Source organism: Brevibacterium spongiae (assembly GCF_026168515.1).
Lineage (GTDB): Bacteria > Actinomycetota > Actinomycetes > Actinomycetales > Brevibacteriaceae > Brevibacterium > Brevibacterium spongiae.
Window position 1 is genome coordinate 2,664,971 of record NZ_CP093443.1, and the last position, 12,482, is coordinate 2,677,452.

Genomic DNA, 12,482 nt, shown 5'->3' on the forward strand with positions numbered 1-12,482 from the left:
AACGTGTGCTCATCCGAGGTTGCGGGAGATGAGCAGGCGCATGATGTCCGAGGTGCCTTCCTCGATCTCCTCGAGTTTGGCATCGCGCATCCACTGCTCGACCGGATGCTCGCGCGAATATCCCCACCCGCCCAAGGTCTGCACCGCAGCCCACGTGCAGAACATCGCCGTCTCCGAGGCGGTCAGCTTCGCCATCGCCGCCGTCGACGTCATCGTCTGCCGGTCAACGGCATCCCCGGCGTCGAGCATCCGCGCGGCGTTGAGCACCTGCAGCCAGGCAGCATCGATGCGCGAGGCCATATCGGCCAGGCGGAAGGCCACTGCCTGATGGTCGATGATCGTCGTCCCGAACTGGGTCCGCTCCCGCGCATAGTCGCGCGCATATTCGAATGCCGCCCGTGCCGTGCCCAGTGACGCCGCCCCGAGTACGACACGAGAGACGTCGAAGGTGCGCATGAGTCCGTAGAAACCCTGCCCCTCCTCGCCGAGGCGGCCCGAGACCGGCACGAACGCGTCGGAGAAGAAAATCTCCCGACACACGATCGCCCGCTGGCCCATCTTCTTCATCGGCGCCCCGAATTCCATCCCCTCGGTGTCCCGCGGCAGCAGGAAGGCGCTGATTCCGCGGGAGCGCTGAGTCGGGTCGGTCTTGGCGAAGACGACGTAGAAGTCCGCGAGCCCGGCGTTGGAGATCCACGCCTTCTGCCCGTTGAGGACGTAACCGCCCTCGACAGGGTCCGCCCGTGTGATGATCGACGCCGAGTCCGATCCTGATCCCGGTTCCGTCGTCGCCAAAGCAGTGATCTTCGGGTCGGCACCGGTGAGCGGGCGCAGCCATTCCTCTTTCTGCTCATCAGTGCCGAGCGCGAGAATCGGGTCGGCGAAGAAGCCGTTCGAGCACACGAAGTTTCCGATTCCGGGGTCGCCGAAGCACAGCTGCTCCTGGACGAGACACTGGGTGAAGACGTCGGTGAATCCTCCGCCGCCGAATTCCTCGGGGATCATGAAGTCCGTGATCCCGAGCTTCGCGGCGGCCCTGAAGATGCCGACGGGAGATTCGGTGTCGGCTTCGTCGACGCGGCGACCATTGGGCCGGATCGTGCTTGCTGCGAATCCGCGCACGAGGTCGAGGATGTCGTGCTGCTCGTCCGACAGCGGCCACGGTGTGTAGTTCATGATGATCTCCTTTGATGGGTACAGAGCCCGGACTCTGATTCGTGTGGAGGTCGGGCGCGCCTTTGCGCCCGACCGACGATTGGCGATCCTCAGCCGCGAAGCATGTCCGCTCCGGCTCGCGAGTCCTCGACGATGTGGATGAGCGTCGGCCCCTCCCCTGCCTCCGCCTCATTCAGTGCCTCCAGCAGCGCGTCCCGACCATCGACGTGGACCCCGCGGGCACCCATCGCGCGTGCGAGTGCCGGGAAGTCCGGGCCGGTGAGCTTCACGCCCGAGGGAGTGTCCCCGCGGTCTTCCATCTCATTGCGGATCTCGCCGTACCCGCCGTTGTCGACGATGATGAGCGTCATCCGCACGCCCGCCTGCACGGCCGCGGCAAGTTCGGCGATGGTGAACATCGACCCGCCGTCACCTTCGACAGCAACCACCCTGGCCTGCGGTGATGCGAGTTTCGCTCCGATTCCGGCGGGCAGCCCGTACCCGAGGGTTCCCGCCCCGGCCGGGTAGAGGAACCGGTCTCCGGGGCGCGCCTTCCACCCGGTCTGCACACCGTAGTAGCAGGCCATCGTCGAGTCCGCGGCGACGATGAGCGGCGTCTCCGCCGAGTCCCCGAAGGCGGTGAGTGCGTCGGTGAGCTCGGCCCAGGGCCGACCATCGGATTCCCCCGCCGAGGCGGCCCTTGACTTCCAGCCCGCCGTCCAGTCCCGTGCGGCGGCAGTCGCAGACTGCGCCCCCATCGCAGTCACTCGTTCGTTCAGCTCCGCAGTCGCGGCCTGCGCGTCGGCGAGGATCGGGTGGGTCACTGTCGCGTTCGTGAGCATCTGCACCTCGTCGATGTCGATGCGCACGACGGTCTCAGGCAGGGGCAGCGGTTCGGGCCAGAAGTCGCTGGGCGCGAGTTCCGTGCCGATCGCGATGACCGTATCGGCATCACCGGTGAGTTCGGGGAGGAGTTCGAGGACTCCGATCGCTCCGATGGTGGTCTCGGCTCGGTCATCGACGAGTCCCTTCGCGTTCGAGGACAGGACGATCCCGGCCCCGAGCGTCTCCGCCAGAGCTGTGATCTCCTCCCCTGCACCACCCGCGTCCCCCGCGCCGTGGCCGACACCCGCGGCACCCGCACCGAGCGCCCCGGCCCCGGCGATGATGAGCGGACGCTGGGAGGCGGCGATCGCCTCGGCGGCGCTGTCGATCTGCTCGGTGACCGGACCGGGCAGGGCCCGGGTCACGGACGGGTGCAGCCGGCCAGGACCCTCGGTTTCAATGAGGTCGAGGGGGATCTCGATCGCGGCCGGTCTCTTCCTGCCCGAACGCATGGCAGACAGGGTCTGCCCGACGGCCAGGGATACCTCACCGGGACTGGTGACCCGCATGACTTCGGTGAGCACCGCGGACAGCGCGGCGGACTGGTTGCGGACTTCGTGGAGGAGTCCGTTGCCGCGGCCTGGATGGGTCAGCGGCATGCCGGGGGTGATGAGGAGGACGGGCACCGAGTCGGTGAACGACTGCAGCAGCGCGGTCAGTGCGTTGAGCGCGGCCGGTCCCGTGGTCGTGACGATCACCTGCACCTCGCCGGTGACGCGGGCGGCACCATCGGCCATATAGCCGGCACCCTGTTCGTGGCGGGGCGAGACGATGTCGATTCCCTGAGCCGACAGCTGCGCGAAGATCTCGAGATTGTGGGTGCCGGGGATCCCGAAGACGCGGGTGATCCCCTCGGCCTTGAGCCCGCGGGCCAGGTGGGCACCGCCGGTGACGGTCGTTGGTTCCATTCTCATTCCTCACTTCTCATTCTGCGCTCTTCACGTTCTCGCCGGTCACGACGAGCGCGTCGACGGCAACCGCCCCACCAGGAGCGACACGCACCGGGTTGATCTCGATCTCGGCGATATCGTTGTTCGCCGCCACCAGTCGCGATACTGCGACGATGACCTCGGCGAGTCCGTCGACGTCCGCGGCTGGCCGACCGCGCCACCCGGTGAGCAGCCGCGCGCAGCTCAGTCGCGCGATCATGTCGAGAGCTTCGACATGGGTCACGGGCGCGAGTTCGAGCCAGGTATCGGCGAAGAGCTCGGTCTCCGTGCCGCCGGCCGCCACCATGACCACCGGTCCGAAGTTCTCATCCTGCCGCCCACCGACGAGGATCTCGACGACATGATCGCGTGTGTCCATCTCCTCAAGAATGTATTCACCCTCGCCGAGGCGGCCGACCATGTCCGCATAGGCAGTGTCGACCGCGGCGAGATCGTTCAACCCCAGGACAATGCCCCCGACCTCGGTCTTGTGCGCCGGCCATCCGGCCTTGAGCGCGAACGGGGGCTTGAGTCCGGAGTCCGGGACCGCCTCGGCGGGTTCGCGTCCCTTCCCCAGGCTCACCGCGGCGGGAACGGGCACACCGGCCCGGGAGACGACGTCGCGGGCGGCCGCGTAGCCGGTCCCCCACGGGGTCACTGGACCGGTGAGATCCTGGGTGTCGGTGAGCCGACCGGAGTGGGCGGCGTAGAAGCCGGAGTGGGCGAGCACGCGCATGGCGGCTTCGATCGAGGTGTAGGCAGGGATGCCGAGTTCCCACAGTCGGGTCACGGCCTGCGAGTCCGCGCTCATGGAGTGGACGATGACGGGCTTCTTCGCCTCCCCGACGACCTGTCCGAGACGTTCGACGACGGCCAGCTCGGCCGCACCGAGTTCGGGGATGTCTTGGCCATAGCACCCGAAATATCCGGAGAGGATCACGGCGTCGATGGCGGGGTCGGCCAGCAGCGCCTCGGTGACATCGGCGTAGGTGTCGAGGTTCTTCTCCCCTGCCCCGTCGAGGTCGATGGGATTGTCGATGTGGTCAGCTTCTGGCAGCAGTTCGCTCATGCGTCGGCCGGTGTCCTGGCTGAGTTCGGGCACGCCGAGGCCCCAGTTCTCGGCTGTGTCGGCGGCGATCGCCCCTTGTCCGCCGGAGTCGGAGAGCACGGCGACGCGATGGCCTGCAGGCAGCCAACCTGTGGCGAAGAAGTCGGCGAGTTCGACGAGCTGACCAGGAGTGTTGAGCCGAATGGCTCCGGCGGCGCGGCAGGCAGCGTCGACGGTGTCCATCGTCGAGGTCAGCGAACCCGTGTGCGACTTGGCGAGTCGGGCCCCGGCAGAGGAGGCGCCGGTGGTGAGGATCATCGTCGGCTTCCCGGCCGCGCGCAGGGCCTTGAGCGCGGTGACGAGGGCGGTGCCGCCGGTGAACGATTCGAGGTAGAGGGCGACCTGAGTGGTGGCAGGATCGTCGACGAGGGTGGAGAGCACCTCGGCGGCGCGGACATCGGACTGGCCGCCGATCGAGGCGAAACGGGAGATGCCCAGTCCGCTGCGCGCCGACAGCGTCGCGATCTCAGTGCCGAGCTGACCGCTCTGCGTGACCACCGCGAGGGTCCCGGGCGTGAAATTGCCCCACGCCAGGAGCAGCTCATTGCTTGAGTCGACGAGGCCCAGCGAGTTCGGGCCGATGAGGCGTCCCCCGGCGGACCGGATGGCGGCGGCCAGATCCGGCGCATCGGGGACGCGGGCGGAGATGATGAGGAAGGCACGCACCCCGAGATCGAGCGCCTCGGCGACGACGCCTGCCACCGTGGGGCCGGGCACGGAGATGACGAGGAGTTCGGGCACCTCGGGCAGTTCGCGCAGATGCGTGAACGTCGGTTGGCCTTGGATCGAGGCGGCACGTGAGTTGATGAGATAGACGCGGCGGCGCTCGGCTCCGCGCAGGGCTCCGGCGGCGAGCCAGAAGCCCCATTTGCTGGAATCGTTCGATGCTCCGAGGACGGCCACGCTGCCGGGATCGAAGAACGCATCCATGTCGCTAGCTTTCCGGCGCCGAGGCGGGATCTGCAGCGAGGTCGGAAAGTCGGGCGAGGTTCTCATCGACCTTCGCCTGGGCGGCCGCACGTGGGCTGATGCCGTCATCGCGCGCGGTGGCGAGCACCTCGGCGGTGAGTTCGCGAAGGGTCGTGGTGACGATGGTCCGGCTGTCCTCCCAGCTGCCGTCGACGTCGCCGAAGGTCACCCACCACCACCAGGCGTTCGTTGCCGAGTTCGCGAGGAAGTCCGGGACCACTGTGACCCCGCGGGAGCGCAGCGTCTCTTCGGCGGCAGGCAGGACGGGCATGTTCGCTGCCTCGACGATGAGTGAGGCTTGGACGCGGTCGCAATTGTCCGGAGTGATCGCGTAGCTGACGGCGGCGGGGACGAGGACATCGGCGTCGGCTGCCAGCCAATCGTCGCGGTCACCAACGTGGTCGTCCGGTCGCAGCGAGGAGCGGTCGATTCCGCCGAAGGGGTCGCGGGTGGCGAGCAGGGTTTCGACGTCGAGTCCGTCGGGGTTGGTCACGAACCCGTCGGCATCGGCGATGCCGACGATGCGCAGTCCCGCCTCGGCGAGGTAGCGGGCGGTGGCTCCGCCCATGGACCCGAAGCCTTGGATGACGGCGGTGGATTCGCTGGGCTTGCGTCCGCCGGCGTCGAGGGCGGCGATCACCGAGGTGGCCACGCCGAGTCCGCCGACGAGTTCGTCCTGGGCGATTCCGTCGACGATGGTGGAGAACGCGGTTTGCGCGCGGGTTTCGACGGCGTCCGAGTCATCGACGAGTTTCGCCACGGCGGAGAGTCCGGAGCCGAGTTCGCGGCGGGCGAGGATTTCGTCGATGTCGTCCTGGCGGACGCCGAGGTCTTCGCCGAGAGCCCAGTAGGCGTGCATGATCGGGTTGACCGCGACGAGGAAGCGTTCGAGGACGTCTTTCGCGCCGGGTGCGCGGGGATCGAAGTCGATGCCGCCCTTGGCGCCGCCGACGGGTACGTAGGCCCGGCCGTCGCGGAGGTGGATGGCTTCCTTGCGGGTCATGCCCTGGGCGAGTCCGCGTACCTCCTCGAGGGTGCAGCCTTTGCGCATGCGCAGTCCGCCGGAGGCCGTGCCGCGCACGAGGGTGTCGATGACGACATAGCCGTGTGCGCCGGTGACAGGGTCCTGCCACGTGATGTCCATGAACATGGGGCCTCCAGGAGGGGCGTTGAGGCGGAGCATTCGTCCTTTACTGAATCGTGGTTCAGTAACGGTGTGCTTCCAGTCTGACGGGGCCGGGACACCGCGTCAAGGGCACGCGCTGCCCCAGGTCACCGAGGCCCGGAGAATCCACCTTGACGCCCGAAAGGCAGTCCTGGCAGAGCCCTCACCCGAGTTCGTGGCTGAGAAAGTCGTCGACCCAGGTCGCGAGCACGGCAGTGTCGACCGCGGAAGGGTTGACCATCACTTGGATCGCCAGACCGTCGAGGTAGGCGAGGATCCGAGTCGCGCACGCCTCGGTGCCGCCGGTCGGGGTCCGGCACTCCCCTGCCGCGATCGCTTCGTCCATGAGTCCGCGCAGCACGGACTTCCATTCGCGGTCGAGCGCGGCGTAGGTCGACGAAACGGCCTCATCGAAGAGACCGGCCGACCATGCGTCGATCCAGATCTTCCAACTGCGCGAGGACCCGCTGGGCATGTACCAGCCGACGACGTCCCGCAGGCGATTGCGTGCAGGTGACAGTGGTGACGCCCCGTCCATACCGGCTGCACCGTCCCACGCCCGTTCCGCAGCACTGTTCCGTACCCGCCCTGCAGCGATCTCACGGGAATGCTCGATGTCCTGACGTCCCGCATAGTCGAAGGCCGCGGAGACGAGGGCTTCCTTCGTCTCGAAGTGGTAGATGACGAGGCTGGCGCTCAAGCCCAGCCGTGCCGCGACGTCGGAGACGCGCAGGGCCCGCAGTCCGGATGCGTCGATCTCCTCGACCGTCGCCGCCAGGATCTCCTCCCGACGCACGGCTGCATTCTTTCGTGCCATCTCCCCAGCCTCCCTTCAGCGCCCTGTCCTCCAGCATCCCACGCCCCGGGACACAGCCCCGGCATGACGAGGAGAACTCAGGGCAGGACGATCTCGGCGGCCGGTCCGACCATGGCCAGAGCCTTGGGACGCTCGAGCAGACGGCCGGCCATCGCACTGACCTCCTCAGCCGTGACCGAACGGACGCGGTCGATGAGGTCCATCGGCGATTCGAGCGGCAGACCGAAGATCTCCGACCGGGCGAGACGATTCATGCGCGCTGCCGAGGATTCGAGCCCGAGCACCATCGACCCCGCCAACTGAGACACGATCTCATCGAGTTCGAACTGGCTCGGGGTCTCCTGCGCCAACCGGGCCCACTCCTCCAGCGCCAGATCGACTACTGCCTGAGCATTCTCCGCCGTGCAGCCGGCGTAGATGCCGAAGGTGCCGGTATCCGTGAATTGGCTGGCCACGCAGTTGACCGCATAGGCCAGTCCCCGTTCCTCACGCACGCTCTGGAACAGCCGCGACGACATTCCGCCGCCGAGCATGGTGAGCATGACCGAGTAGATGAACCGGTCATCGTCCCCTTCTGGCAGGCCTTCGCAGCCGAGCAGAATGCCCAGCTGCTCGATGTCCTTGACGGTGTGTGAGACGCCCGCCTGGAAGTCCGGACGCACACGTGCGGCCCCAGCCAGGTGCGAGCCTTTCGCCACCGAGGCGGCTCCGTCGTTCGAGTCGCCCGTGCCCACCGGGCCCGGACCGTGAACACTGTTCCCGGCGCCCGACCAGACGTCGGCACGGGACCCGAGCCCCGCCTCGGCGAGGGCCTCCTCGACCATCGCGAGCACTTCTTCATGAGTCGCCCCACCTGCGGCAGCGATGACCAGCCGCGGCGGAATATATGTCGACTGGTAGTGGTCGATGACCGTGTGATGGCCGAGCACCCGGATCTGGTCCTTCGTGGCTCCCACCGGCCGTGCCAGCGAGTGCTGCCCGAAGACGAGCGCATCGAAGTCGTCGAAGAGCACATCGCCGGGGTCATCGGCCGACATCGCGAGCTCTTCGATGATGACGCCGCGCTCGCGTTCGAACTCCTCGACATCGAGCTGGGAGTTCGAGACCATGTCGACGAGCAGCCCGGTGATGTCCGGCAGATCGGTCACCAGACACCGGGAGTAGTAGCAGGTGAGCTCCTTCGCGGTGATCGCGTTCGAGTCCCCGCCCGTGCGGTCGAAGGCCGCGGCAATCGACTTCGCATCTCGGGTGCCTGTGCCCTTGAACAGCATGTGCTCGAGGAAGTGCGTCGAGCCTGCGGTCTCGGCGGATTCGTCGCGGGACCCGGCAGCGACCCAGATCCCGATCGTCTCCGAGGCCAGGCCCGGCATGAATTCGGTGGTCAGCGTCAAACCACCGGGGAGGACAGACCGATCGATTCGGCTGCCCTCCCCGGTGTGTGAACTATTCAGTATCAGTTGTCTGATCCCTCGTCGTCCGACTTCTCGTCTTCATCGGTGACCGGGGCCAGCGAGAGCTTGCCGCGGTCATCGATCTTCGTGATCTCGACCTGGACCTTCTGGCCCACGCCGACGACGTCCTCGACGTCCTCGACACGCTTGCCGTCATTGAGCTTGCGCAGCTCGGAGATGTGCAGCAGACCGTCCTTGCCCGGGGTCAGGGAGACGAAGGCGCCGAAGCTCATCGTCTTCACGACGGTGCCCAGGTAGCGTTCGCCGACCTCGGGGACCTGCGGGTTCGCGATCGCGTTGATCATCGAGCGGGCGGCCTCGGCGGCCGGTCCGTCGGTGGCACCGATGAGGACGGTTCCGTCGTCTTCGATGCTGATATCCGCGCCCGTGTCCTCCTGGATCTGGTTGATCATCTTGCCCTTGGGCCCGATGACCTCACCGATCTTGTCGACGGGGATGTTCACGGAGATGATCCGCGGAGCCGTCGGAGCCATCTCGGCCGGGGCATCGATGGCCTCGGCGATGACGTCGAGGATGACCATGCGTGCTTCGCGGGCCTGCTTGAGTGCGGCACCGAGCACCGAGGCGGGGAGGCCGTCGAGCTTGGTGTCGAGCTGGATCGCGGTGATGAAGTCACGCGTACCGGCGACCTTGAAGTCCATATCGCCGAAGGCATCTTCGGCACCGAGGATGTCGGTCAGAGCCGCGTATGCGGTCTGCTCGCCCTGGTCGGTGGAGATGACGTCGGAGACGAGACCCATGGCGATGCCGGCGACGGGCGCCTGCAGCGGCACACCGGCCGAGAGCATGGCCAGCGTCGAGGCGCAGACCGAGCCCATCGAGGTCGAACCGTTCGAACCGAGGGCCTCGGAGACCTCACGGATCGCGTACGGGAAGTCCTCGCGCTTGGGCAGAACGGGCACGAGGGCACGTTCGGCCAGTGCGCCGTGGCCGATCTCGCGGCGCTTCGGGCTGCCCACACGACCGGTCTCACCGACCGAATAGGGCGGGAAGTTGTAGTGGTGCATGTAGCGCTTCGACGTCTCGGGTGAGAGCGAGTCGATGGTCTGCTCGAGCTTGAGCATATTCAGCGTGGTGACACCCAGGATCTGGGTTTCGCCGCGTTCGAAGATGGCCGAACCGTGCACGCGCGGGATGACGTTGGTCTCGGCGGTGAGCGGACGGATGTCCTTGAGACCGCGACCGTCGATGCGGATCTGTTCGGTGAGGATGCGCTTGCGCACGACCTGCTTGGTCAGCGCGTTGAGCGCGTTCGCGATCTCCTTCTCACGGCCTTCGAAGCGCTCCCCGAGCTTCTCGAAGAGCTCGTCGAGGAGGGCGGCACCTGCGGCTTCGCGCTCCTGCTTGTCGGCGATCTGGAAGTTCTCGGTCTGCTTCGCTTCGGCGAGTTCCTTCACGGCCTCGTAGACGTCGTCCTCGTAGTCGCGGAAGACGGGGAATTCGACGGTCGGCTTCGCGGCGCGATCGGCGAGTTCGGACTGCGCACGGCAGAGCTCGGCGATGAACGGCTTCGCAGCTTCGAGACCTTCGGACACGACCTCCTCGGTGGGGGCCGCAGCGCCGGTCTTGATCTTGTCGATGGCGTTGTCGGTGGCTTCGGCCTCGACCATCATGATGGCGACGTCGTCACCGACCACGCGACCGGCGACAACCATGTTGAACACGGCGTCAGCGAGCTGTGAGTGGTTCGGGAAGGCGACCCACTGACCGTCGATGAGCGCGATGCGCACACCGCCGATGGGGCCGGAGAACGGCAGACCCGAGAGCTGGGTCGACATCGAGGCGGCGTTGATGGCCAGGGCGTCGTAGATGTGGTCGGGGTTGACCGACATCACGGTGACGACGACCTGGACCTCGTTGCGCAGGCCCTTGACGAAGGACGGGCGCAGCGGGCGGTCGATGAGGCGGCAGGTGAGGATCGCGTCGGTCGAGGGGCGTCCCTCACGGCGGAAGAACGAGCCGGGGATGCGGCCGGCGGCGTACATGCGCTCTTCGACGTCGACGGTCAGGGGGAAGAAGTCGAAGCCCTCACGGGGGTTCTTTCCGGCCGAGGTGGCCGAGAACAGCATGGTGTCGTCGTCGAGGTAGGCGACGGCGGATCCGGCGGCCTGCTGGGCAAGTCGTCCGGTTTCGAAGCGAATGGTGTGTTTGCCGAAGCTGCCGTTGTCGATATGGGCAACGGCGGATTCAGGGTTGAGTCCCACGTAGTCTCCTCTGTTGTGCCGGTGCGCGGCGGCTCTCGCAAGGCCTGCAGCGCTCGAGGAAGGTCCCTCGACGCCAGGAGGCATCGCTCTGCATTGCGCAGCGCGAGGCCCCGCGCCCTTCCGGCGGGATATTGGCTGTGGACGATGCATGGATCCACGCCGGTCATCGATCGGGGCCCACGGAACCGGAGCTGCCAGCCGCTTGCCTCTGCAAGCCGGTGTCAGCGCACAATCCTCCGGAGGCCACTACCGAAGACCGAAACGTCCATGGCATGTGCGTCCACGCATGAGTCTACCGCAGAAGCACGAAAGCGCCCCACCGAGTGGTGGGACGCTTCCGAGCAGATCCGACGCGGTCGAAGCGATTCGATGCGGTCGAATCAGCGTAAGCCGATCAGCAGGGCTGGATCAGCGGCGCAGGCCGAGGCGCTTGATGAGCGAACGGTAACGCTCGATGTCGACCTTCTGCAGGTACTTGAGCATGCGGCGACGCTGGCCGACGAGGAGCAGCAGGCCACGACGCGAGTGGTGGTCGTGCTTGTGATCCTTGAAGTGTTCGGTCAGATCGGTGATCCGGCGGGTCAGCAGTGCAACCTGAACCTCGGGAGAACCGGTGTCGCCCTCATGAGTTGCATATTCCTTGATGATCTCTTGCTTCACAGCGGTATCGAGAGCCATGGAGTTCTCCTTCGTATCGTTGCGCGGCGCGAAGACCTGAAGTCTTCGCACTATGGGACCGCGGCCGGTGAAAACGGCAGAGATCAGCTTATCAGGTGTGCAGGACCTCGCGCACATCGGCGATGTCCTCATGCATCTGCACGATGAGGTCGTCCATCCCGGTGAACGCGACCTGGCCGCGGATGCGGGCGACGAATTCGAGAGTCATCTCACGGTCGTAGACGTCGAATGCGCCGAATTCCTTATCGAGCACATGGGCTTCGACGCGGCGTTCGCTGCCTTTGAATGTCGGGTTCGTGCCCACGGAGATCGCCGCCGGGTACGGCTGGCCCTCGCCGGAGAACGTCGCCCAGCCGGCGTAGACGCCGTCGGCGGGGACGAGCCCTTCGGGGTTCTCGGAGAGGTTCGCCGTCGGGAATCCGAGGTCGCGTCCGCGGGCGTCGCCGTGGACGACAGTGCCGTGGAGGGCATGGTAGCGGCCAAGCTGATCGGCCACCTCGGCGACGTCGCCTGCCGTGAGCTGTTCGCGGATGCGCGAGGACGAATACCGTCCTCCGCGGCCGACTTCGTCGATCGTCTCGGTCCGGAAGCCGTAGACCTCGCCGAGGCGGCGCAGCGTGTCGATGGTGCCTTCGTTGTCACGGCCGAAGCGGACGTCGTCGCCGACGACGACGATCTTCGCGGCCAGGGCTTCGACGAAGTAGGTGCGCACGAATTCCTCGGCCGTCTGAGCGGCGAAGTCGAGGTCGTAGGGCTGGATGAGCAGCGCATCGATGCCGGTGGCCGCGATGAGGTCGGCGCGCTGCCGGGTGGAGGTGATCATCACGGTCGGTTCCGCGGGGCGGTGGACGGTGCGCGGATGCGGGTCGAAGGTCATCGCGATCGAGCGCAGCCCGTTCTGGCGGGCGAGTTCGGCGACGGTCGTCAGGACGGTCTGGTGTCCGCGGTGCACGCCGTCGAAGTTGCCGAGGGTGACGACGGTGCCGACAGCGTCGACCTCGACCTCATCGAGTCCGTGATACAGCTCCACCAGACGTTCGCTCCTTCCGTGCACCGATTCAGATTATCGCAGAGACCTCGCGCCTCCTAACCCGCACCTC

At 66.8% G+C, this 12,482-nt stretch carries 9 protein-coding genes; all 9 read right to left on the reverse strand.

Annotation, left to right across the window (positions count from 1 at the left end):
* Positions 1 to 9: 9 nt before the first annotated feature.
* Positions 10 to 1,176: an acyl-CoA dehydrogenase family protein gene (locus tag L1F31_RS11940; protein ID WP_265417504.1), complete on the reverse strand. Its 1,167-nt coding sequence runs from the start codon at positions 1,174 to 1,176 to the stop codon at positions 10 to 12.
* A gap of 89 nt (positions 1,177 to 1,265) precedes the next feature.
* Entirely contained in the window at positions 1,266 to 2,948 is a 1,683-nt protein-coding gene (locus L1F31_RS11945; protein ID WP_265417505.1) for a thiamine pyrophosphate-dependent enzyme, read from the reverse strand.
* A 16-nt stretch (positions 2,949 to 2,964) separates the two neighbouring features.
* The gene (locus tag L1F31_RS11950; protein WP_265417506.1) at positions 2,965 to 5,007 is read right to left on the reverse strand and encodes an acetate--CoA ligase family protein; all 2,043 of its coding nucleotides are present in this window, start codon (positions 5,005 to 5,007) and stop codon (positions 2,965 to 2,967) included.
* A 4-nt stretch (positions 5,008 to 5,011) separates the two neighbouring features.
* Positions 5,012 to 6,196 (reverse strand): glutamate dehydrogenase, encoded by a 1,185-nt coding sequence (locus L1F31_RS11955; RefSeq protein WP_265417507.1) that lies wholly within the window; start codon positions 6,194 to 6,196, stop codon positions 5,012 to 5,014.
* 178 nt (positions 6,197 to 6,374) lie between these two features.
* On the reverse strand, positions 6,375 to 7,028 hold the full coding sequence (locus L1F31_RS11960; protein ID WP_265417508.1) for a TetR/AcrR family transcriptional regulator: 654 nt from the start codon (positions 7,026 to 7,028) through the stop codon (positions 6,375 to 6,377).
* A gap of 77 nt (positions 7,029 to 7,105) precedes the next feature.
* On the reverse strand, positions 7,106 to 8,413 hold the full coding sequence (locus tag L1F31_RS11965) for a M16 family metallopeptidase (protein ID WP_429860966.1): 1,308 nt from the start codon (positions 8,411 to 8,413) through the stop codon (positions 7,106 to 7,108).
* A gap of 68 nt (positions 8,414 to 8,481) precedes the next feature.
* Entirely contained in the window at positions 8,482 to 10,704 is a 2,223-nt protein-coding gene (locus tag L1F31_RS11970) for a polyribonucleotide nucleotidyltransferase (protein ID WP_265417510.1), read from the reverse strand.
* 408 nt (positions 10,705 to 11,112) lie between these two features.
* Positions 11,113 to 11,382 (reverse strand): 30S ribosomal protein S15, encoded by a 270-nt coding sequence (gene rpsO, locus L1F31_RS11975; protein ID WP_135539384.1) that lies wholly within the window; start codon positions 11,380 to 11,382, stop codon positions 11,113 to 11,115.
* A gap of 91 nt (positions 11,383 to 11,473) precedes the next feature.
* A complete protein-coding gene (locus L1F31_RS11980) occupies positions 11,474 to 12,412 on the reverse strand; it encodes a bifunctional riboflavin kinase/FAD synthetase (RefSeq protein WP_265417511.1) in 939 nt (312 codons plus the stop codon).
* Positions 12,413 to 12,482 lie beyond the last annotated feature (70 nt).

Excerpts from the sequence above, each read along its gene's own strand:
- L1F31_RS11940 (WP_265417504.1), bottom strand. The coding sequence starts at position 1,176 with ATGAACTACACACCGTGGCCGCTGTCGGACGAGCAGCACGACATCCTC.
- rpsO (WP_135539384.1), bottom strand. The coding sequence starts at position 11,382 with ATGGCTCTCGATACCGCTGTGAAGCAAGAGATCATCAAGGAATATGCA.
- L1F31_RS11950 (WP_265417506.1), bottom strand. The coding sequence starts at position 5,007 with ATGGATGCGTTCTTCGATCCCGGCAGCGTGGCCGTCCTCGGAGCATCG.
- L1F31_RS11960 (WP_265417508.1), bottom strand. The coding sequence starts at position 7,028 with ATGGCACGAAAGAATGCAGCCGTGCGTCGGGAGGAGATCCTGGCGGCG.
- L1F31_RS11955 (WP_265417507.1), bottom strand. The coding sequence starts at position 6,196 with ATGTTCATGGACATCACGTGGCAGGACCCTGTCACCGGCGCACACGGC.
- L1F31_RS11945 (WP_265417505.1), bottom strand. The coding sequence starts at position 2,948 with ATGGAACCAACGACCGTCACCGGCGGTGCCCACCTGGCCCGCGGGCTC.